This window comes from Falsiruegeria sp. JB4-1, assembly GCF_055693495.1.
Genome location: NZ_JBVFTZ010000001.1, coordinates 2,838,066 through 2,858,310, shown reverse-complemented (window position 1 = coordinate 2,858,310; position 20,245 = coordinate 2,838,066). Strand labels below are relative to the sequence as shown.

Below are 20,245 nucleotides of genomic sequence, written 5' to 3'. Positions count from 1 at the left end.
GATCAATCGTGGATGGTCAAGATCTGATCCAAGGGTTTTTTCATCTTGGCCACTTCGGGCACGGTCGCATCTTGGGCCGGGTGCCCCACAGCGATGATCATCGTGGGCTTTTCTGAGGCCGGGCGGTTTAGTACTTCGTTCAAGAACCGCATAGGGTTGGGCGTATGGGTAAGAGTACACAAGCCTGCGTGATGCAAGGCGGCCAGCAGAAAGCCGGTGGCGATGTTGACGCTTTCGGGGACGTAGTAGTTTTTGAAACGTGTGCCATCGTCGAACTGGCCCCAGCGTTGAGCAAAGACCACGATCAGCCACGGTGCTACAGTCAGGTGTTCCTTGACCGCGTCCGTTCCAATGGGTTCCAGCGCCTTGATCCATTCGTCGCCCGCACCGCCCGCATAAAACCGGCGTTCTTCTTCTTCGGCTTCCTCGCGAATGCGTTGCTTGAGTGCAGGGTTTGAGATGGCAGCAAAATGCCACGGCTGATGATTGGCGCCCGAAGGGGCTGTTCCTGCTGTTCGAATGCAGTCCTGAATAACAGTCTGGGATACAGCACGGTCGGAATAGTCGCGCACCGTATGGCGTTTTCGCATGACCTCAAAGAACGCCAGTGCGGCCGCTCGCATTTCGTCGTCGTCCATGTCTGAACGGTCAGGTAGCGGCATGGTGGTATAAGTCAGGTCTTCGCGGGCAAACATTGCGGGTCCTTCGTATGGCGCCTGATTTTTGGTTGGGCTTAGGCTGGAATCAACCCTTTGCTTGACGCGTGTTTGACGGCCTTTGTGACGGGAGCCAAGGCCGGAGCCATAACGCGGCTGACCTGCCAGCTGAGCGGAACGTCAAGAGGCGTATGCGGAATTAACGGCGTCAATCGCCCATTTCGGATTGGTCCACGTACCAGGTTGACTGGGTTCATGCCCCACCCCATGCCATTGCGCGCCGCGTCCACAAATGCTTGCGTGGACGGCAGAAAATGAGTGGGGGGCGAAATGCGCGTGTCGAAGTTCTCTTGAAGCCACGTGCGTTGCAGACCGTCCTTTGCATTGAACGTCAGGCAAGGCGCATCGGCCAGAGCCTTGGCGGTTACGCCTTCCGGAAACCACCTTTCCACAAATTGCGGGCTGGCGGTTGCTATGTAACGCATCGCACCGAGGGGGATCGTGTCACATCCAGTAACGGGTTTAGTTGTGACAGTTATGGCCGCGCTAACCTCACCTCGGCGCAGCCAGTCAGCCGAATGATCCTGATCATCCAGAACCAGATCAAACAGGACGTCCGGAACCGCCGCCATGGCACTCACGAACCAGGTCGCAAGGCTGTCGGCGTTCACGGCAATCCGCAATCGTGCAGTTCCGGGTGTTGTGTCCAGTGAAAGCTCCCGGCTCACCTGCGCCTCGAGCAGACCGACATCTTCGGCATGTTTTGCAAGACGAATGCCTGCCGCCGTGCCAGTGCACGGTGTTCCACGGTTGATCAGGGAAGTGCCAAGACGGTCTTCGAGCGCCTTGATCCGTTGGGATATGGCCGATGGGGTTACAGCAAGATCTGCCGCAGCGGCCTCGAAACTGCCGAGGCTCAGGATGGCGGACAACGCGGACAGATGTTGAGGGTCGAATTGCATTAGTGAAACTTACCTGCCATGAGTAACTTTAACTGGATTACTGGCAAACTTCGGCTTAGTCAAATCGGACGTTCAACTCCAGGAAGCCCTATGTCACCCTCGTTTTTTGCCGGTTTTGCCCTTGGTTTCAGCCTGATCTTAGCGATTGGTGCGCAGAATGCCTTTGTTCTACGTCAAGGCTTGCGGCGCGAGCATGTCTTTGTGGTGTGCCTGACTTGTGCGGTGTCGGACGCGGTTTTGATTGCGGCGGGGGTCTACGGCATGGGATCCTTGGCGCAGGCCGTTCCTTGGTTCGAGCCCGCGATGCGATATGGTGGAGCGCTGTTTTTGCTGTTCTACGGCGCGATGAGCTTTCGCTCGGCCTGGAAGGGTGGGGCCAGCATGGACATGAGCGGCGATCGGATCAGCGGGTTGGCCGCAACCTTGGCCACGGTGTTGGCGTTCACCTGGCTCAACCCACACGTCTACCTGGACACTGTTGTGCTGGTGGGCTCGATCTCGGCGCAATATGACGACCGGGTGAGTTTTGCTCTTGGAGCGATGTTGGCCAGCTTTGTGTTCTTCTTTTCGCTTGGCTATGGCGCGCGGGCCTTGGGGCCGCTGTTTGCCCGACCTCGGGCGTGGCAAGTTCTGGACGCGTGTATCGGCGTCGTAATGTGGGGAATTGCCCTAAAACTTGTTGCGATGTGAAGGGTTGCCCCTGCCCGTGAATGGGTGTTCAAGGGGCGCATGAGCCAAGCCAGCGTGACAGCCACTCAACGCCCTGTCGCCGGTATCCTTTGGATGCTGGCCGCGGGATTGTCCTTTGTGGTGATGACGGCACTTGTGAAATCCATGGGCTCTACCATGCATCCCACACAGTCGGCGTTTCTGCGCTATTTTCTGGGTCTGGTATTCTTTGTACCTGCGCTTGGAACGCTGATGCGGACGCGACTGACCGGGCGCCAGTGGGGGCTGTTCACTCTGCGGGGCGTGATCCATAGCGCTGCGGTCATGCTGTGGTTCTTTGCCATGACACAGATCCCCTTGGCCGAGGTGACAGCGATGAATTATCTGACGCCGGTCTATGTGACGATCGGGGCCGCGCTGTTTCTGGGCGAGACCATGGCGGCGCGCAGAATTACGGCGATCATCGTCGCCCTGGTTGGTGCAATGATAATTCTGCGCCCTGGTTTTCGCGAGATCAGCCCGGGTCATCTGGCGATGCTGGGAACGACGCTTTGCATGGGGATCTCGTACTTGATGGTCAAAATGCTGGTCGAAGAGATCAGCCCCGTTGTTGTTGTCGCAATGATGTCGATTTTTGTGACCATTGGAATAGCGCCTTTTGCGTGGGCTGTTTGGGTAACTCCCACGTGGCCGCAACTGGGCATCCTTTTTGCGATCGCCTGTTTTGCCACCGGTGGGCATTACTTCATGACTTTGGCAATGCAGGCAGCGCCGGTTGCGGTGACGCAGCCAGTGACGTTTCTGCAATTGATCTGGGCAACTCTGCTCGGGGCCCTGATCTTTGACGAGGGTGTGGACATCTGGGTTGTTCTGGGCGGCACCCTCATCCTGGGTGCTATCAGCTTTATCACATGGCGCGAGGCGGTGCTGAAGCGCAGGCAGATCACACCGAACCCCAATACCCCCAAGCTCTAATGCTTGTCAGGGTTGGCTACCTGCCCCTAGGGTGGAGGCATGTCTTTGCGTGCAATCACATTGGGTTTGGGACTGCTGGCTGCCGGACCGGCTGTTGCCGGATTGGCGGTGTGCAATGATACAACCGCCCTCCATTCCGTCGCTGTTGGGTACAAATCAGGGGACGGATGGTTGTCCCAAGGGTGGTGGAACATCGAGCCGGACCAATGTGCCACGGTGGTAGGTGGAGATCTGGTAAACCGTTTCTATTACCTGATGGCAAAGGCTGACGGATGGGAATTCGACCACGAAGGGATCAGGTTTTGCATTCTATCTGATGCGTTTGACATCAACGGAGACGCGGATTGCAGCGGGCGAGGCTACAGCGAAGGTCAATTCATGGAACTGGACACCGGTAAGACGTCCAAGGACCACGTCGCGTATCTTGCCAATGTCTCTAGACCGGCGCCCGCTTCAGAGCCAGCTTTTGTGCCTCCGGGTGTGCACGGCGAACCTTACAGCGCCGCAGGGAACTTTCAGTCCTGTTCGGGGGAGGTGGGGCAGAAAGTGTGCAGCCTGTTCGCTGAAGGGTACCAGATATTTTTTCGTCAAGACGGACGCGAGGGAAAGGATGCTTTTGATTTTGTGGATCGATTTCGCTCTGGCAGCCCGGTCATCGTGCACGGGGACCTCGAAACCGTTTACGACCGCTCAGCTGACATAGTTCCCTACAAGCTCTTTGCGCGCGGGTGGGAAGATTCCGATGATCTACTCGCGGACATGCAAGGTCGGTGGCAGTCTTACGACGATGACGCCTCTGGTTTAGACCTCTTCGGGTCGCTGATGAAATTTACCTATGGCGATGACGTGGTTGAACAGGCCGCGATCCGTATCGCCGACACATGCAACGATTTTTCGGACGGCGGGCCTTACCTGATCATGCATTCTGATGGCGAGTCGGAAGCAACTTGTTATGGACAGGTGCAGGTCGAAGGGCCATCGCTTGAAATGATCCATCTGCCGCGCGGAAATATCCTTAGGTTTCAACGAAGGAACTGAACGTCCGGTTCTTGATTGACGAGTCAATAAAAAGCGCATAGCGTTTTCTCTGTACCTTGCCGGAGACGCGTGAATGCCTAAAGTTGGAATGGAACCCATCCGCCGTGACGCCATCGTGCGCGCCACGATCGCCGAGCTTGGCGCCTCCAAATCTTTGGATGTCACCGTAAGTCAAATTGCCAAACGTGCGGGCATGTCCAGCGCTTTGGCGCACCACTACTTTGGCGGCAAGGATCAGATATTTCTGGCCGCTATGCGACGCATCCTGACGGATTTTGGCGCCGAAGCACGCAGCGAGCTGAAAGCGGCCCCACGTCACGAGCGGGCGCAGGCCATCATCCGCGCCTGCTTTGCTCCGTCCTGTTTCACGCCGGATGTAATCGCGGCATGGATGACATTCTATGTGCTGGCCCAGACCAACGACGATGCGTTGCGCCTGTGGCAGATCTATCAGGCGCGCATGCGCTCGAACCTGGTCGATGCGCTGCGCCCGCTGCTGGCGGACCCGGTGGAAGGTGCCGGAAACATGATTGCCCTGATTGACGGGCTTTACATTCACGCTGCACTCAGCGCCCCGGAAGAGCCGCAACTGGCCGTCAACCACGCCCTGCGCGTTCTGAATACCCTGATCGAGAGCGGAAAATGACAAACCCCAACATTCTGATCCTGATGGTGGATCAGCTCAACGGTACCCTCTTTCCTGATGGCCCCGCTGACTGGCTGCATGCGCCGAACCTGAAAAAGCTGGCAGAGCGCTCGACCCGCTTTGCCAATGCCTATACGGCCTCGCCTTTGTGTGCGCCGGGCCGGGCATCTTTCATGTCGGGGCAGTTGCCTTCGCGCACTGGCGTCTATGACAACGCGGCTGAATTCCGTTCGGACATCCCCACCTATGCTCACCACCTGCGTCGTGCGGGCTATTACACTTGCCTGTCGGGCAAGATGCACTTTGTGGGCCCGGATCAACTACACGGCTTCGAAGACCGCCTGACCACTGACATCTACCCGGCCGATTTCGGCTGGACGCCGGACTATCGCAAGCCGGGCGAGCGGATCGACTGGTGGTATCACAACATGGGCTCGGTCACTGGGGCAGGGGTCGCCGAGATCTCGAACCAGATGGAATATGACGACGAGGTCGCCTACAACGCGACCGCCAAGCTCTATGATCTGGCGCGCGGCAATGATGACCGCCCCTGGTGCGTGACCGTCAGCTTTACCCATCCGCATGACCCTTACGTGGCGCGCAAGAAGTACTGGGACCTCTACGAGGATTGCGAGCATCTGCTACCCGAGGTCCCGGCGATGGATTATGAGGATCACGACGCTCACGCCAAGCGGATCTTTGACGCCAACGACTGGCGCAGCTTTGACATCACAGAAGAGAACATCAAACGTTCGCGCCAAGCCTATTTCGCCAATATCTCGTACTTGGATGATAAGATCGGCGAAATCCTGAACGTGCTGGAAACCACCCGGCAAGAGGCGATCATCATGTTCGTCTCGGATCATGGCGACATGCTGGGTGAGCGCGGCCTGTGGTTCAAGATGAGCTTCTACGAAGGCTCGTCCCGCGTGCCGCTGATGATTTCGGCGCCCGACATGCCTGCGGGCAAAATCGATACGCCTGTGTCGACCATCGACGTGACGCCAACACTGGGCGCGTTGGCCGGTGTGGATATGGCCGAAATCGCACCCTGGACCGATGGTACCAACCTTGTGCCACTGGCGCAGGGGACCGAGCGGACAGAGCCTGTGGCAATCGAATACGCGGCCGAGGCGTCTTATGCGCCGCTGGTGTCGTTGCGCTACGGTCCATGGAAATACAACCGCTGCGCGCTGGACCCCGATCAGCTGTTCAATCTCGACACCGACCCGCACGAGCTGACCAACCTGGCGGACGACCCGGCTCACGCGGGCACGCTGGCCACCATCAAAGCCAAGTCAGAGGCCCGCTGGGACCTGGACCGCTTTGATGCTGATGTGCGCGCCAGCCAGGCCCGCCGCTGGGTGGTCTACGAGGCGTTGCGGCAGGGCGGGTACTACCCGTGGGACTATCAGCCGCTGCAAAAGGCCTCGGAACGCTACATGCGCAACCACATGAACCTGGACAATCTGGAGGACAGCCAACGCTTCCCGCGTGGCGAATAACCCCTTCATCTTTTTGAAAATACTCCCGCCGGAGGCATGAAATTTTGACGCCTGCATCGCAGGCGACCCCGGCGGGTTTGGCAGGAGCCTGAAAAATGGAAGCAGATTTTGTCATCGTAGGGGCCGGATCCATGCTGGCTGCGCTATGGCCTATCGCCTGAGCGAAGCGGGGGCTTCGGTTTTGGTCATCGAGCATGGCGGCACCGACGCGGGGCCGTTCATCCAGATGCCTGCGGCCCTCAGCTATCCGATGAACATGTCGCGGTATGACTGGGGCTATCAGTCCGAGCCAGAGCCGCATCTGGATGGTCGCCGTCTTGCCTGTCCGCGCGGCAAGGTGATTGGTGGCTCGTCCTCGATCAACGGCATGGTCTATGTGCGCGGCCATGCGATGGATTTCGACCATTGGTCCGAGATGGGCGCAGATGGCTGGTCCTATGCGGATGTGCTTCCCTACTACAAAAGGATGGAGACCTGGCACGATGGCGGTCATGGTGGTGACCCCACCTGGCGCGGCACGGATGGCCCGCTGCATGTGACACGTGGACCTCGTTCAAACCCGCTGTTCAAGGCCTTTGTCGATGCGGGTCAGCAGGCCGGATATGAGGTCACCGGCGATTACAACGGTGAGAAACAAGAGGGCTTTGGCCCGATGGAGCAGACGGTTTACAAAGGCCGTCGCTGGTCCGCCGCCAATGCTTATCTGCGACCCGCTTTGAAACGCCCGAACTGTGATCTGGTCAATGGGCTGGCGTCGCGCGTTGTGATGGAAGAGGGGCGCGCCACCGGCGTCGAGATCATCAAGGGCGGCAAAAAACAGATTATCCGCGCCCGGCGCGAGGTGGTTTTGGCGGCCTCGTCTATCAACTCGCCCAAGCTGCTCATGCTGTCGGGCATCGGCGCGGGTGCACATCTGGCCGAACATGGCATCGATGTCGTAGCAGACCGCCCCGGTGTTGGCGCGAACCTGCAAGATCACTTGGAACTTTACATCCAGCAGGCCGCGACCCAGCCGATCACGCTCTACAAACACTGGAACCTGATCTCCAAAGGGGCGATTGGGGCGCAGTGGTTGTTCACCAAGACCGGTTTGGGGGCATCGAACCAGTTCGAAAGCGCGGCCTTCATCCGCTCGCAAGCAGGCGTGCAATATCCTGACATCCAGTATCACTTCCTGCCGATGGCGGTACGCTATGACGGGCAGGCAGCGGCCGAGGGGCACGGGTTCCAGGCGCACGTCGGCCCGATGCGGTCCAAGTCGCGTGGAGCCGTCACCCTGCGGTCGAACCGCGCCGAGGATGCGCCCAAGATTCTGTTCAATTACATGAGCCACGAAGACGATTGGCGGGATTTCCGCGCCTGCATTCGCCTGACGCGGGAGATTTTCGGGCAAGAGGCGTTTGCGCCCTTTGCCGGTCACGAGATCCAGCCCGGCGATACTCTGCAAAGCGACGAGGACCTGAACGAGTTCATCAAAGAGCATGTTGAAAGCGCCTATCACCCCTGCGGCACTTGCCGGATGGGGCAAGCGGATGATCCAAACGCCGTGGTCGATCCCGAAGGTCGCGTGATTGGCGTCGATGGTCTGCGTGTCGCCGACAGCTCGATCTTTCCGCGCATCACCAACGGCAACCTCAACGCGCCGTCGATCATGGTGGGTGAGAAGATGTCCGATCACCTGTTGGGGCGTGATGCATTGGCGCGGGCCAATGATGTGCCTTGGATCAATCCAAACTGGGAAACGGCACAAAGGTGACAACGGGCCGTTAACCTTTCTTAACAACACGTGTTGAATGCGCCCTATCGGGGGCGCATATCAGAGGCATGTTAAGAATTTGTTTCGCCTTTGTTCTGGCCGCTCTGCCAGCGGTCGGCTTTGCTGATCTGTCTGGCCCGGTGCGAGTGATCGACGCCGACACTTGGGATGTTGGCGGCACCCGCGTGCGGTTGCACGGTATCGACGCGCCCGAATTGGATCAAACCTGCACCCGTGCTTCGGGGCAGGGCTGGGCATGCGGAGCTTGGGCCACGCAAAAAGTGCGCAGCCTCTATGATGGGCGAGCGGCCCAGTGCGCGCGCGTCACTCAGGATCGCTATGGCCGCACAGTTGCGCGCTGCAAGGTTCAGGGTCGTGATGTCGGACAAACACTGGTGTCGCGAGGGTTGGCCTTTGCTTTTCGCAAATATTCGACGGCCTATGTCGGCGCTGAAAACCGCGCCAAGTCAGAGGCGACGGGATTGCATGCCACTGGGGTCATGCTGCCCTGGGATCATCGCGCTACAAAGCGGACAGAAGAGCTCCCGGCAAGCTGCGCAATAAAGGGCAATATCTCGGCCAAGGGTGAGCGTATTTTCCACCGCCCCGGTCAATCGCATTACAACCGGACACGGATCAGCCCAGCCAAGGGGGAACGGTGGTTTTGTACCGTTGATGAGGCACGGCGCGCAGGCTGGCGGGCAGCCAAAAACTAGTGACTAAAAGATGGGTTTTCCTCGCTCATTTGATCCGGGTCAAAGCGGGGGGCGTCAGGGCGATCTAGGCTTTGTTCGAACCTAAGAAAAGGAGCGAACAGATGTCTCACACCCCGCATGAACTGGCCGAGGAATTCCCCGACAAGATAGACGCCATGAGCGCGCTGAAGCAGTCGGATGCGCATTTTGCCCGGCTTGCGGATGAGTATCACGAGATTAACCGTGCCGTGCATCGTGCCGAGACCAATGTCGAGCCACTCGAAGAGCTGGCCGAGGTAGACTTGCGCAAGAAACGCGCTGCTCTCAAGGACGAAATCTGGGGCATGTTGTCCAAGGCGTGAAGCCTGAGCGAAGAACGCAATGGAGTGCTCAAGTCGCTCTCCTCATGATTTGCAAAGCCATACGCCTGCCACTTTGGTGGCAGGCGTAAAACATTTGGACTTCAGAGAGCCAATGGTTGCCCGAACGTTATCTTGTTCCCATCCGGGTCTCGAAATCCGATTTCACGCATTCCCCAGGTCTGATCGACTGGATGACTGCCACCGGTCGGCACGGTAAGCTTGACCCCATTGGCAACGAACCTTTCACAGAGCTCATCGATATTATCCACTCTGACATAGACTTCAGCGCCAAAGACCCCATCCTCGCGGGCGTGGCTGCTTAGGTGGAGGATATCTCCGTCTCTCGAAAGGGCCGCATAGCGAGATTCGAAACTCGATGGATCAGGGTTTGGAGCGACGACCAATTCGAAATCAAGGGTCTTGGTATAGAAATCAACCGACGCGGCCAAGTTCCGGCAATTCAAAAACGGTTCAATGGCCATGCAACACCTCGGGGTTTTTCGCCTTCCGACTGCAAGCATAGGCAAAACGACGCGATATCCGATGTGTTTTCTTGCGCCGCGCTTGATCCTGTTCAAGCTAGGGAAAGAAGCAAACAGATGTTTCGCCTCGTCGGCAAACTGATTGAGGTGGGTCCGCGCAAGAAGCCTGCGGTACTCAATGAAATGGTCGGAACCAGCCTCACCACTGGGTGAAGTAAGCTCGTGAACAAAAAAGGGCGTTTAAGCGCCCCTCCCCACGTCAGTCGGTCAACGCGCGATACTGCGCAAATGACAGTAAGCGACGGGAATGTTCGTCCCACAGATGCAGGCGCGCGCTTTTCAGGCTCTCGCGGATGGTCATGCGGTTGCTTTCGGCCAGAACGCTGTGGTCGCGCAGCACCTCGGGAAGGCGATAGAAGGGGATGCGGCTGTAAAGGTGGTGCACGTGGTGGATGCCGATGTTGGCGCTCAGCCACTGCAGTACTGGCGGCAGGATGTAGTGAGAGCTGCCGTGCAAGGCTGCATCATGCAGTTGCCAGTCTTCATCTGCGTCCCAATGGGCAGTTTCGAACTGGTGCTGCACATAGAACAGCCACATGCCCGCAGTTGCAGCTAGCAGGGTGCTGGGGACAAAGATAAGCAGGATGGGTGCCCACCCGCCAAAATACCAGATCACAGCCAGAGCCGCGATGATGGCCACATTGGTGCACATGGCGCTTACCCAGTATTTGGCCTGATGGGTGAAGCCCAGTGGCAGTCTATTTTGCAGAAAGAAAAGGTAGCCGGGACCGAAGCCAAAGAGCACGATGGGGTTGCGATAGAGCCGGTACATCAACTGACTCATAGGACTCATCTCGCGATATTCGGTCACTGTAGCGGTATGGATGTCGCCGATCCCGCGCCGCGCCAGATTGCCGAGCACCACTGTGATGAATCGAATGTGATCGTTTCCAGACGTCGTATGGGGTCAGTGTCAGGACACCCAGAATGCGTCCAAGCCAATCGTTGAGCGTGCGATTTTCAAAGAACGCGCCATGGCCGCAATCGTGCTGAATGGTAAACAGCCGCAACAGAAAAGCTGCGCTGACCAGCGAGATGACAAAGGCCAATAGATAGCTGACCGACAGCGCCCACCAGGCAAGCGCCCACAACAATAGGAATGGACCGGCTGTCACCGCCAGCTCGAACCAGCTGCGACCTGCGTTGGGGGTGCGATACTGCGAGAGGACCTTGATCCAGTCTCTTGCGGCTCGGATTTCGGGCTGCGGCCGCGAAGAGGATATATCGAACATTCGCCTGCTTATTCTGAGTCGTTTGTTCGCTCTTATAGAATTGTGCGGGTTTCGCAAAGGTAACTTGAGGTGAACAGGGTGTTTCGCTGCGAAATTCATCAATTCTGAAAGGATTTGGGGCGCTGCCCCGTCGTCTTTGGCGACTCCCCGTGAAATTTCTGGCACGAGAAAGGGGTCAGTTCACTTCATAAGGCAAGGTGCCGCGCTCGTTGGCGTTGATCGTCAGGCGACGCTCAAGTGGCGGGACTGAGCGTTGGTGGCAATTTTGCCGCTCGCAGATGCGGCATGAGATGCCGATGGGTTCATAGGCGCTGGCGTTCGAGACATCCATGTTGTCAGCATAAACCAGCGCGTCGGCGTGGCGCACCTCGCAGCCGAGCGCGATGGCATAGCGGCGCACGGGCGCACCAAAAGAACCGCCAGGTTTCGACACATCTCGCGCTAGCGAGATATAGCGTACCCCGTCTGGCGTTTCAGCCAGCTGGCGCAGGAAGTGCCCGGGTGTTTCAAAGGCACGGTGTACATTCCACAAAGGGCAGGCACCGCCGAAGCGGGCAAACTGCAAGCGCGTGGCCGAGTGGCGTTTGGTGATTGTCCCGGCCTGATCGACGCGGACAAAGAAGAACGGGATGCCCTTGGCGCCGGGGCGTTGCATCGTCGACAGCCTGTGTGCCACCTGTTCGATGGATGCTCCGAACCGCGCGCTGAGCAGTTCGAGATCGTGGCGGCAGTCCCGCGCGGCGGCTAGAAAAGTGCCGTAAGGCATCAGCGCGGCGCCCGCGAAATAGTTGGCCAGGCCGATTTTGGCGATGGAGCGCGCCTCTTCGCTGTGAAAGCGGGCGAAATCCAGCGTCGCCTCTAACAGCTTGTCCTGGCTGACCAAAGCCACCTGGAGGAGCATCTGAAAGACCTGAGTTTGTGGCGAAGAGCGCGACGACAGATGCAAGACGCGGGCTTTGGCGTCGAAGCTGCGCAAAGCTTCGATGTCTGTGAATTTTACCTGAATGCCGCGTGCCGACAGGCTGCCCAGGGCGGCGGTGCGCACGTCGCTTGCGTCGTTGGCTTGGGACGAGAACCGTTCGGCGGCGTGATCCACCGCGTCGATGTAATTGTCGCAATAGTGGAAGAAATCGCGCACCTCTTCCCATGGACTGGCCTGAATGCGGGCGTCTTCGCGGCCCAAAGCCTCGTCCAGCGAGGCAAGCCGCTCATGAGTCTGGCGATAGCTTTTGTGCAACTCGATGAAAGCCCGCGCCAGCGCCGGAGCGTTGGATGCGGTCAGACGCAGGTCGGCCAGAGGTGGCATGGTGTCGGCGAAGATCGGGTCGGCCAACGCTTCGCGCATGTCGCTGACCAGACGCTCGCTGTCGCCGGTGCTAAGCTCGGTCACGTCCAGCCCGAATTCTTGTGCCAGCGCCAGAACAACGGTGGTCGAGACCGGTCGATTGTTGTTTTCCATCTGGTTGAGATAAGGCAGCGAAACCCCTAGCTTGGCTGCAAAATCCTTTTGCGTCAGGGTCAGGCGCGTGCGTATCTCGCGCAGCTTGGCGCCAGCGTAAAGTTTTAGGGTGGCCATGGTCGGATGCCCGCATATTTGCAAGTTTACTCAATCGCCAAGCTACATTTGCAAAGCGGGGCGAGCAACCCTAGACGCGCTGTCCATTGCGGAACACCTGACGCCATTCCAGGATCTCGACGCTCTTACGCAGGCCGGTGGGCCAAAACGGATCCTGTTCGACCAGGCCTTGGACATCTGCCGCACTCTCAGCCTCGACCAACCACATGCCACCACGGCCGTCTGGTCCGTTAAACAGCGGCCCGGCGCCAATCATCTTGGGGCCAAGCGTGGTCAGGAAGGCAAGGTGATCGGCCATATATTTCTGACGCAGGTGTTCTTGGCCGAGATTGTCCTGGAAGGTAACGCAATAGAGCATTTCGTGTCCTTTCTGATTGGGTCGGGATAGAATGAACTGCTGCAAATCTGCTGGATAGGGTGGAAAAGTGCATCACTATGATGCAAAGTTGCAGTCATGAATTGGGATGACATGCGATACCTATTGGCTGTGGCGCAGGCCGGTAGTCTAAAGGGAGCAGCCCGTCAGCTGGGTGTGGACAAGACAACAGTGACGCGGCGGTTGCGCGCGATGGAGCAGGGTCTGGGGCGGGCCGTCGTTGAAACCAGCGGGGCAGGGTTGATCTTGACTGAATTCGCCCGCTCGCTGCATCGGCATGCCGAGGTTATGCGCGACGAAATGCAGGCAGTGAATGCCCTGACCCAAGGTGGCCCTGGTGTACCACTGGGGACCGTGCGGCTGACGTCCGTACCAATGGTGGTCAATCACATGTTGTTGCCAGCGTTGCCCGATTTGAAGGCAACATCACAGGGCTTGCAGTTGGAGCTGATCTCGGAGGCGCGTGACTTAAGCCTGCTGCGTGGCGAGGCGGACGTAGCGCTACGGTTGGCCAGACCTACCGAGGGCGGGCAAAGCGTTCTGGTCCGCAGGTTGGGGCAGCTGGATTACGCAGCCTACGCTGCAAGGGGCGCAGCCTCAGACTGCGATTGGATCGGATATGAGCCGCGTATGCATTACCTCTCACACGCGCAGTCCATCGAAAAAGCGGCTGCTGCTGAAGGCGCGTGTCCGGTGTCCGTCAATGATGCCGAAACGTTGTTTCAGATGGTTTGTGCGGGCTCCGGCAGATCGCTGCTGCCGCGGATCGTGGGGCGGAGCGACCAGAGGTTGGTCGAAGTGCCATTTGAACATGGCGCGTTGCCAAAACGCGAAGTCTGGCTGATGGTCCGAAAAGAGCTGAGGGATCTGGAGCGTGTGCGCCTTGTGGTTGCTTGGCTGGAACACGTTTTTGATGGTCTCAGTTCATAGTCCCAGCTGACGTTCCCGCCAGATCACGACCTGGATCGCGAGAACGCCCAAAACGCTGGTAATCAGCATCAGCCACAACAGGGGCAGGGCCCCGGTTTCTGGTGTTAGCAGGAACCCGGCGAGAGCGCTCAATGCAGCGCCACCGCCCAGCATGATGGCGCCGTTCAGGCCCGAGGCCGTTCCAGCCAAATGCACGCGCACGGAGAGCGCGCCTGCTGTGGCGTTTGGGATGGCCATGCCGTTGCCTAATCCAACAAAGGTCATGAAGCCAAAAAAGGTCAGCGCTGAACCAAGCCCACTCATCATCACCATCAAAGACAACGCTACGCCCAAGGCGTTCAGCCAACAGCCCCACATCACCATCCGATTCACCCCGAAACGCATGGAATATCGACCGCTGATGAAGTTGCCGAAGAAATAACCAATCGCAGGTGCGCCAAAGTATAAACCCATTTCGGCTGGGTTCATTCCGAACACTTCGGTGCCTACAAAAGGAGCGCCGCCTAGGTAAGCAAAGAAGGCGCCTGAGCAGAAGCCTGAGGCCAGCGAGTAACCCCAAAAGCGTGGCGAGGTGAGCAGCTCGGGGTATTCACGGAACTGTGCGACCAGCGTCTTGCCGCTTTTCAGGGCCGTCTCGCCAAAATCCACATAGATCAGGACGATGCACAGTGCGCCCAACAGGAACAACAGCCAGAAATTTGCCTGCCAGCCAAAGCTTTCATCCAGCAAGCCACCAATCGCTGGGCCAATCATGGGAACGACGGCCATACCCATGGTGACGTAACCCAGCATGGATGCAGCTTTGTCCTGTTCGTACATGTCCCGCACTGCGGCGCGGCTGAGCACGATGCCCACGGCCACCACGGCCTGGCACATGCGGAAGAATAGGAAAATCTCGGCCGTGGGCGCAAAGATCGTGCCGAGCGTTGCCAGTAGAAACAGCGCAAGTCCCCAAAGGATGACAGGTCGTCGTCCGGCCTTGTCCGCGATGGGGCCAATCACAATCTGAAGCGCCGCATTGACCGCCAGATACAAAGCCACTGATAGCTGCATCAGACGGTAATCCGTCTGAAAGTGCTCTGTCATGTTGGGCAGGCTGGGCAGGAAAATGTTCATGCCAAGCGCCGACAGTCCTGAGAGCAGGATCAGCGTGGTGATGGTGGGCGGTGTGCGCCCCGAACTCGACGGAGTCTTGGCTTGAGACGTGGGTTGCATACTTCGCGTTTATGCCCGTCGGGCACAAAGGTCCACGGGGGACGTCGCGTTGACATGGCAATTAACAAATTTGCATTTAGCACAACTTTGATTTCGCGATATTTGCAAATTTGCGGATTTATCCTTTGGTTCACCCGTCGCTCTCTATATGGTCCCGCAAAATTGCACATAGGACCATCGCGAGGACAACCGCCATGAAAGATATCCTGACCGAACTCGAAGATCGCCGCGTTGAGGCGCGTCTGGGTGGCGGACAACGACGCATTGATGCACAGCATGCGCGGGGTAAACTGACCGCACGCGAGCGGATCGAGCTGCTTCTGGATGAGGACAGCTTTGAAGAGTTCGACATGTTCGTCGCACATCGCTGTGTCGAGTTTGGCATGGAAAACCAAAAGCATGCGGGTGATGGCGTTATCACCGGTTGGGGCACGATCAACGGTCGTATGGTCTATGTGTTCAGCCAGGACTTCACCGTCTTTGGCGGCTCGCTGTCGGAAACCCACGCACAGAAGATTTGCAAAATTCAGGACATGGCGATCCAGAATGGCGCGCCGATCATCGGCCTGAATGACTCTGGCGGGGCGCGCATTCAGGAAGGTGTGGATTCGCTTGCAGGCTACGCCGAAGTGTTCCAGCGCAACATCATGGCCAGTGGCGTGGTGCCGCAGATCAGCGTGATCATGGGGCCCTGCGCCGGTGGAGCAGTCTATTCGCCAGCGATGACCGATTTCATTTTCATGGTCAAAGACACGTCCTACATGTTCGTGACTGGTCCTGACGTTGTGAAAACCGTCACCAATGAGGTCGTCACTGCCGAAGAACTGGGTGGTGCATCGACCCACACCAAGAAATCCTCCGTGGCTGATGGCGCGTCTCGAAAACGATGTCGAGGCTCTGGCCGAGGTGCGTCGCCTCGTCGACTTCCTGCCGCTCAACAACCGCGAAAAGCCACCAGTTCGCCCCTTCTTTGACGAGCCGGGCCGGATCGAGAACTCGCTGGACACAATCGTGCCCGAGAATCCGAACACGCCTTACGACATGAAAGAACTCATCACCAAAGTGGCGGACGAGGGTGATTTCTACGAGATCCAGGAAGATTACGCCAAAAACATCATCACCGGTTTCATCCGTCTGGAAGGTCAGACCGTGGGTGTCGTTGCGAACCAGCCGATGGTTCTGGCGGGCTGCCTGGACATCGACAGCTCGCGCAAGGCCGCACGGTTCGTGCGTTTCTGTGATTGTTTCGAGATCCCGATCATGACGCTGGTCGATGTTCCGGGCTTCTTGCCGGGCACCTCTCAGGAATACGGCGGCGTTATCAAGCACGGTGCCAAGCTGCTGTTTGCCTATGGCGAAGCAACTGTTCCAAAAGTGACTGTGATCACCCGCAAAGCATACGGCGGTGCCTATGACGTGATGGCGTCCAAGCATCTGCGTGGCGATTTCAACTATGCCTGGCCCACGGCTGAGATCGCCGTGATGGGTGCCAAGGGCGCGACCGAGATCATCCACCGCGCTGATCTGGGCGATGCCGACAAGATCGCGGCGCATGCTGCGGATTACGAGGCCCGCTTTGCCAACCCGTTTGTGGCGGCAGAACGCGGCTTCATCGACGAGGTGATCATGCCCCATTCGACCCGCCGCCGCGTGTCGCGTGCGTTCGCCAGCCTGCGCAACAAGCAGCTGAAGAACCCGTGGAAGAAGCACGACAACATTCCGTTGTAAGTGATGACGGCGCGCTGGCACATTCTGCGATCTGGTGACGAGTTGACCCTTAGTCGGGGCTTGCCGCCAAGGTTTGATGTCTGTGCCAGCACGCTTTTGCCCGACGGAGACCCCCTGCGCATCGCGCACCAAGTGCGGCAGGACATGTGGCGTTGTCTTCGGTCTCTTCGCGGGTTCTCTCCGGTGGTTCGTGTGAGCCGAACCGACAACGCTCTGAGAATAGAAGCTGGTGGGCGGCTGCTTCAAAATTCGCCCCCTGACACGAAAGACAAGATCGAGCAACTTTTAGAAGACCCGAACCATCGAAGCCGGTGGGTCGCTCATTCCAGACGCAACAAAAGGTGGGCCTCATGACCCGACTTTGGAAAAACCAAGCCTTCACCATCTGCCACGCCGATGACGGTAAGTTCGTGGGGCAGGGGCTGCGTGCGTTTTTCGAGTACCGTGATCTGGGCATCGACGCGGCGACGCAAGGCAAGTTCGGCGCGCATGTCATTCGGGCCGTGCCGGGCATGGAAAGCCCCGGCGCGTGGCACAGTCACGAGCTGGACTTTCAGATGGTCTATGTAACCAAGGGCTGGGTTGTTTTTGAGTACGAAGGGCAGGGTGAGCAGGTGCTGCGCGAGGGGTCGTGTGTCCTGCAACCCCCCGGCATCAAGCATCGCGAGGTCCGTCATTCCGACGACATGGAACTAATTGAGATCACGTCACCATCTCAGTTTGACACCAAGGACGAATCTGCTCCATGATCCGCGCACGCAGAAATAGAACCGCGCACGCGGATTGCTGTGCGCACGCAGCCCCGGCAGGAGGAGCTCGCCCTTGGCGAGGCTGGGGCTGCGCATTTGCGGTTCTGTCTCTGGTGTCCACCCATGTTGTTGCCGAAGCCTCGCTGCCCGTCCCGTCGGGCCAGCCGGTTTATCTGGATAATGTTCTGCTAGACGAAAACCCCGGCGAGCTGTGGCTGCGGTTTCGCTTTGTTGCCCCCAAGATCGGCCAGACCGTCGGGCAGGTCGGTTATGACGTGTCGGCCATCGACATGGATCATCTGTGCGAAATGCTTGCCGTCCCGTATGTGACACAGCGCGATTTGGCTCCGGCTCGTGTCGTCATCTCTATGTCGGATCAGGCTGTGGCGTTTGGCGAAAGTACACCTGGTGTAACGCAGTTTTTCGAGGCATATCGCCTGGAAAACGCACGCTGCATTTGGGAGGAGTTCTGATGAAACCACAACATGTTGCGGGGCGAACTTCACTCATGAGAGGATTTGAGGCTTTGGAGTCACATCACACAGACTTGCCGTGGTTCGGATGTATTTCCGACATGTTTTCTACTATGGTCGGGCGCGGTTCCCATTCGGGGACTGTAACCTCGGAACTGAGGCAGGTAGAGGAGAAGTCCTTTGCTGGTTTCGAAAACCTAACCAGGAGAGCAGGATGTCCAAAAGCATCAAATTCCTTGCAATGGTCGCCTTTGTTGGCGCAGTCGCGGCATGTGACACTTCGCAAGAAGAAGAGTTCGTCATCGTCGAGCCCATCTCGACCGAGCCGACCTACACCGGCAAGCTCAAGTAAGCTGGTCGAGGGATCGGCCCTTGGGCCGGTCCCCACTCTGCAGGCGCGTTCCATCCCGGGAGTAGCGCCATGCTGAAACATCGCGGATTCCCAGTGCCGCCTTCCGGGCACCGACTTTCAGTTCACCATTCGCCGTCCCAACCCCAAGGGCGTCACCGCGATTACGCACCGTGAGCGGTTTCGCGATCGCAAGCCTGCTGACCGCCGCGCGGACGCCGGGTTCATGCAAGCGCTGTGGGAGCAATTTGGGGGTCAGCCGTTTGAGCGGGGCAATTTGGATGCGGGTCGTCTGAGCTGGTTGTTCGGCCGCGAGGTCATCCCGGCCGAAGATCCGTTCGATCCCGAAAGTTATGATGCGCTGTTGGTGATCGACGAAGACGTAGCCCGCGTGTCTTTTCCGGATGCTTTCGGGAAGAGCTGATGGGGTCAAGCGTGCGACATACACTTTGGCCGAATGTCATCACGGTCCCGCCGGTTTTAGGGCGAGACCGTGGATCGTCGTCAGAAATTCAACTGAACAGCCAGTTGAACGCGGTCGCCGTCAAAGGTCGCTCCGTTGGCCGCGTTGTTGCGCTCACCAAAGATGTATTCGCCACTGAAGGTCAGATTGTCAGTGGCGTTGTAGAATGCGTTGACGTGAATGGTTTCAAGCTCGGTAAAGGACAGAGTGCCGGTCGAGGTCGGAAGGTCATAATCCTCGCGCCCGTAGGCGATGCCAAAGTTCCACTTTTCACCAACCGATTGCCGAAACTCCAAGGTGTATCCTTCAACGTCGTTGGCTTGCCCGCCGGAAACGGCGCTGCCAACACCAACGAGAAGCGGGCCAAGGGCCTCGCCCTGCACGTAAGTGGCTTGGAACAGGCCGCCAGCCCAGGGCCGGACAGATCCCGACAGGGTGATACCTGTCTGGTCGACATCAATGCCACCGGCCTGAACCGATCCATAGAGGCCAGCAATCCTGGCGCTGAACAGGTCCGTGTCATGCGACAGGGCGGCGGTAACAACCGGGTCATTCGAAGCAGCAACATTTTCTTCGATCGATGCGCTGAACGTCGTCTGACCAAAGGCCTTGGAGTACCGCAGCTGCGGAACCCGGGCAAAGGCAATACCGACAGGCCCGTTGAATTCAACCGTCGTCGGGTATTGGTTCAACGGCATGAAGTTGGTCCAATACTGACCGATCAACCAGTTGTCGCCCAGTGTCACATTGGCATGTCGAACACGCAATTCCGCGGTACCATTCGAGCCGAACAGATCAAATTCCAACTGCCCACCGATGGCACCGAAATCGGATTGGGTCGTTGTACGAAAACCCAGTCGGGATTGCCTCACGGTTGCCCCGAAGTCACCATCCGTTGCGTTTGCGGGTTCGCCAATATTGTTTACGAACGCCGTATCACCCTGAACAAAGTCAAAGTCGTAGTAAGCGTCAGCTTTGACATAGCCATAAAGATCAACGGTGGTACCGCCCAGACGGAAGTCACCGCCGGTGAGGAAGGCTTTTTCACTCTCCAGTGCTTGAACACGGGCGTTCAATGCCTCGATTTGTGCTTTGGTCCTGGCATCGTCTGCCTGTGCAAGCCCGGTTGTGACCAGGCCGACGACGGCAGCCAAGCCCAGTCGATGCGCGTGAGATTGTTGCATTGGGTTTCTCCTCCATTGCGAGTGGTGCAGACAACCCCTTTCACGCAGATTGGAAGGGGTGAAATGACATCGAAGAGAGCAGAAGCTGTTATTTTTTCAGCGAAATTTGAGAATTCGCGCACTGCGGATCACGGAAATGTTTTGCTGGTCAGCATGTCCTTGAA

18 protein-coding genes and 4 pseudogenes are annotated in these 20,245 nt (G+C 58.0%); 14 read left to right on the top strand and 8 right to left on the bottom strand.

Annotated elements, in window-relative coordinates; genetic code table 11:
- Positions 1-2: 2 nt before the first annotated feature.
- Positions 3-695, bottom strand: coding sequence for a nitroreductase family protein (locus ACZ1HE_RS14590; protein WP_472621890.1), 693 nt, complete (start codon positions 693-695; stop codon positions 3-5).
- A 38-nt stretch (positions 696-733) separates the two neighbouring features.
- Complete coding sequence (locus ACZ1HE_RS14585; protein ID WP_472621888.1) at positions 734-1,618, bottom strand: LysR family transcriptional regulator ArgP; 885 nt, start codon at positions 1,616-1,618, stop codon at positions 734-736.
- Between the two features lie 90 nt (positions 1,619-1,708).
- On the opposite strand from ACZ1HE_RS14585, the gene ACZ1HE_RS14580 reads away from it, so the two are divergent.
- The 8 genes and pseudogenes from ACZ1HE_RS14580 to ACZ1HE_RS14545 all read left to right on the top strand — a co-directional run bounded on the left by ACZ1HE_RS14580 (position 1,709) and on the right by ACZ1HE_RS14545 (position 9,264).
- Positions 1,709-2,308 (top strand): LysE/ArgO family amino acid transporter, encoded by a 600-nt coding sequence (locus ACZ1HE_RS14580; protein ID WP_472621886.1) that lies wholly within the window; start codon positions 1,709-1,711, stop codon positions 2,306-2,308.
- Between the two features lie 39 nt (positions 2,309-2,347).
- Positions 2,348-3,262 (top strand): DMT family transporter, encoded by a 915-nt coding sequence (locus tag ACZ1HE_RS14575; RefSeq protein ID WP_472621884.1) that lies wholly within the window; start codon positions 2,348-2,350, stop codon positions 3,260-3,262.
- 39 nt (positions 3,263-3,301) lie between these two features.
- Positions 3,302-4,300: a DUF1036 domain-containing protein gene (locus ACZ1HE_RS14570; RefSeq protein WP_472621882.1), complete on the top strand. Its 999-nt coding sequence runs from the start codon at positions 3,302-3,304 to the stop codon at positions 4,298-4,300.
- Positions 4,301-4,373: 73 nt separating this feature from the next.
- Positions 4,374-4,946 carry a choline-binding transcriptional repressor BetI gene (gene betI, locus ACZ1HE_RS14565; RefSeq protein WP_472621881.1) on the top strand — a complete coding sequence of 191 codons (573 nt, stop codon included), beginning with the start codon at positions 4,374-4,376 and terminating at the stop codon, positions 4,944-4,946.
- The gene (gene betC, locus ACZ1HE_RS14560) at positions 4,943-6,451 is read left to right on the top strand and encodes a choline-sulfatase (protein ID WP_472621879.1); all 1,509 of its coding nucleotides are present in this window, start codon (positions 4,943-4,945) and stop codon (positions 6,449-6,451) included. The genes betI and betC overlap by 4 nt, the downstream gene beginning before the upstream one ends.
- A 95-nt stretch (positions 6,452-6,546) precedes the next feature.
- Positions 6,547-8,207 (top strand): annotated as a pseudogene (gene betA / locus ACZ1HE_RS14555) (choline dehydrogenase).
- A gap of 68 nt (positions 8,208-8,275) precedes the next feature.
- The gene (locus tag ACZ1HE_RS14550; RefSeq protein WP_472621877.1) at positions 8,276-8,923 is read left to right on the top strand and encodes a thermonuclease family protein; all 648 of its coding nucleotides are present in this window, start codon (positions 8,276-8,278) and stop codon (positions 8,921-8,923) included.
- Between the two features lie 101 nt (positions 8,924-9,024).
- The gene (locus ACZ1HE_RS14545) at positions 9,025-9,264 is read left to right on the top strand and encodes a YdcH family protein (RefSeq protein ID WP_209247217.1); all 240 of its coding nucleotides are present in this window, start codon (positions 9,025-9,027) and stop codon (positions 9,262-9,264) included.
- A 101-nt stretch (positions 9,265-9,365) separates the two neighbouring features.
- Here the strand turns inward: ACZ1HE_RS14545 and ACZ1HE_RS14540 are convergent, their stop codons facing one another.
- The 4 genes and pseudogenes from ACZ1HE_RS14540 to ACZ1HE_RS14525 form a co-directional block, all read right to left on the bottom strand.
- Positions 9,366-9,746 (bottom strand): bleomycin resistance protein, encoded by a 381-nt coding sequence (locus ACZ1HE_RS14540; protein ID WP_472621875.1) that lies wholly within the window; start codon positions 9,744-9,746, stop codon positions 9,366-9,368.
- Positions 9,747-10,005: 259 nt separating this feature from the next.
- Positions 10,006-11,137 (bottom strand): annotated as a pseudogene (locus ACZ1HE_RS14535) (fatty acid desaturase).
- Between the two features lie 76 nt (positions 11,138-11,213).
- Positions 11,214-12,614: a helix-turn-helix domain-containing protein gene (locus tag ACZ1HE_RS14530; RefSeq protein WP_472621873.1), complete on the bottom strand. Its 1,401-nt coding sequence runs from the start codon at positions 12,612-12,614 to the stop codon at positions 11,214-11,216.
- Between the two features lie 70 nt (positions 12,615-12,684).
- Positions 12,685-12,972 (bottom strand): YciI family protein, encoded by a 288-nt coding sequence (locus ACZ1HE_RS14525; protein ID WP_472621871.1) that lies wholly within the window; start codon positions 12,970-12,972, stop codon positions 12,685-12,687.
- Positions 12,973-13,083: 111 nt separating this feature from the next.
- Between ACZ1HE_RS14525 and ACZ1HE_RS14520 the strand changes: the two genes are divergently transcribed.
- The gene (locus ACZ1HE_RS14520) at positions 13,084-13,920 is read left to right on the top strand and encodes a LysR family transcriptional regulator (protein ID WP_472621869.1); all 837 of its coding nucleotides are present in this window, start codon (positions 13,084-13,086) and stop codon (positions 13,918-13,920) included.
- Here ACZ1HE_RS14520 and ACZ1HE_RS14515 read toward each other — a convergent pair.
- Positions 13,915-15,135 (bottom strand): multidrug effflux MFS transporter, encoded by a 1,221-nt coding sequence (locus ACZ1HE_RS14515; RefSeq protein ID WP_472621867.1) that lies wholly within the window; start codon positions 15,133-15,135, stop codon positions 13,915-13,917. The genes ACZ1HE_RS14520 and ACZ1HE_RS14515 overlap by 6 nt on opposite strands.
- A 194-nt stretch (positions 15,136-15,329) precedes the next feature.
- On the opposite strand from ACZ1HE_RS14515, the pseudogene ACZ1HE_RS14510 reads away from it, so the two are divergent.
- The 5 genes and pseudogenes from ACZ1HE_RS14510 to ACZ1HE_RS14490 all read left to right on the top strand — a co-directional run bounded on the left by ACZ1HE_RS14510 (position 15,330) and on the right by ACZ1HE_RS14490 (position 18,858).
- Positions 15,330-16,863 (top strand): annotated as a pseudogene (locus tag ACZ1HE_RS14510) (acyl-CoA carboxylase subunit beta).
- A 350-nt stretch (positions 16,864-17,213) separates the two neighbouring features.
- Positions 17,214-17,612, top strand: coding sequence for a cupin domain-containing protein (locus tag ACZ1HE_RS14505; RefSeq protein ID WP_472621865.1), 399 nt, complete (start codon positions 17,214-17,216; stop codon positions 17,610-17,612).
- Positions 17,609-18,085 carry a DUF6497 family protein gene (locus tag ACZ1HE_RS14500; RefSeq protein WP_472621863.1) on the top strand — a complete coding sequence of 159 codons (477 nt, stop codon included), beginning with the start codon at positions 17,609-17,611 and terminating at the stop codon, positions 18,083-18,085. The genes ACZ1HE_RS14505 and ACZ1HE_RS14500 overlap by 4 nt, the downstream gene beginning before the upstream one ends.
- 214 nt (positions 18,086-18,299) lie before the next feature.
- Positions 18,300-18,437: a hypothetical protein gene (locus ACZ1HE_RS14495; protein WP_472621861.1), complete on the top strand. Its 138-nt coding sequence runs from the start codon at positions 18,300-18,302 to the stop codon at positions 18,435-18,437.
- A 69-nt stretch (positions 18,438-18,506) separates the two neighbouring features.
- Positions 18,507-18,858 (top strand): annotated as a pseudogene (locus tag ACZ1HE_RS14490) (hypothetical protein).
- An 80-nt stretch (positions 18,859-18,938) separates the two neighbouring features.
- Here ACZ1HE_RS14490 and ACZ1HE_RS14485 read toward each other — a convergent pair.
- Positions 18,939-20,081 (bottom strand): DcaP family trimeric outer membrane transporter, encoded by a 1,143-nt coding sequence (locus ACZ1HE_RS14485; protein WP_472621859.1) that lies wholly within the window; start codon positions 20,079-20,081, stop codon positions 18,939-18,941.
- Positions 20,082-20,245: the final 164 nt, after the last annotated feature.

What these genes read in the sequence shown, in the direction of transcription:
- ACZ1HE_RS14515 (WP_472621867.1), bottom strand. Translation starts at nt 15,135, where the DNA reads ATGCAACCCACGTCTCAAGCCAAGACTCCGTCGAGTTCGGGGCGCACA.
- betC (WP_472621879.1), top strand. Translation starts at nt 4,943, where the DNA reads ATGACAAACCCCAACATTCTGATCCTGATGGTGGATCAGCTCAACGGT.
- ACZ1HE_RS14495 (WP_472621861.1), top strand. Translation starts at nt 18,300, where the DNA reads ATGTCCAAAAGCATCAAATTCCTTGCAATGGTCGCCTTTGTTGGCGCA.
- ACZ1HE_RS14550 (WP_472621877.1), top strand. Translation starts at nt 8,276, where the DNA reads ATGTTAAGAATTTGTTTCGCCTTTGTTCTGGCCGCTCTGCCAGCGGTC.
- ACZ1HE_RS14580 (WP_472621886.1), top strand. Translation starts at nt 1,709, where the DNA reads ATGTCACCCTCGTTTTTTGCCGGTTTTGCCCTTGGTTTCAGCCTGATC.
- ACZ1HE_RS14590 (WP_472621890.1), bottom strand. Translation starts at nt 695, where the DNA reads ATGTTTGCCCGCGAAGACCTGACTTATACCACCATGCCGCTACCTGAC.
- ACZ1HE_RS14540 (WP_472621875.1), bottom strand. Translation starts at nt 9,746, where the DNA reads ATGGCCATTGAACCGTTTTTGAATTGCCGGAACTTGGCCGCGTCGGTT.
- betI (WP_472621881.1), top strand. Translation starts at nt 4,374, where the DNA reads ATGCCTAAAGTTGGAATGGAACCCATCCGCCGTGACGCCATCGTGCGC.
- ACZ1HE_RS14585 (WP_472621888.1), bottom strand. Translation starts at nt 1,618, where the DNA reads ATGCAATTCGACCCTCAACATCTGTCCGCGTTGTCCGCCATCCTGAGC.
- ACZ1HE_RS14570 (WP_472621882.1), top strand. Translation starts at nt 3,302, where the DNA reads ATGTCTTTGCGTGCAATCACATTGGGTTTGGGACTGCTGGCTGCCGGA.
- ACZ1HE_RS14575 (WP_472621884.1), top strand. Translation starts at nt 2,348, where the DNA reads ATGAGCCAAGCCAGCGTGACAGCCACTCAACGCCCTGTCGCCGGTATC.
- ACZ1HE_RS14485 (WP_472621859.1), bottom strand. Translation starts at nt 20,081, where the DNA reads ATGCAACAATCTCACGCGCATCGACTGGGCTTGGCTGCCGTCGTCGGC.
- ACZ1HE_RS14500 (WP_472621863.1), top strand. Translation starts at nt 17,609, where the DNA reads ATGATCCGCGCACGCAGAAATAGAACCGCGCACGCGGATTGCTGTGCG.
- ACZ1HE_RS14525 (WP_472621871.1), bottom strand. Translation starts at nt 12,972, where the DNA reads ATGCTCTATTGCGTTACCTTCCAGGACAATCTCGGCCAAGAACACCTG.
- ACZ1HE_RS14520 (WP_472621869.1), top strand. Translation starts at nt 13,084, where the DNA reads ATGCGATACCTATTGGCTGTGGCGCAGGCCGGTAGTCTAAAGGGAGCA.
- ACZ1HE_RS14530 (WP_472621873.1), bottom strand. Translation starts at nt 12,614, where the DNA reads ATGGCCACCCTAAAACTTTACGCTGGCGCCAAGCTGCGCGAGATACGC.
- ACZ1HE_RS14505 (WP_472621865.1), top strand. Translation starts at nt 17,214, where the DNA reads ATGACCCGACTTTGGAAAAACCAAGCCTTCACCATCTGCCACGCCGAT.
- ACZ1HE_RS14545 (WP_209247217.1), top strand. Translation starts at nt 9,025, where the DNA reads ATGTCTCACACCCCGCATGAACTGGCCGAGGAATTCCCCGACAAGATA.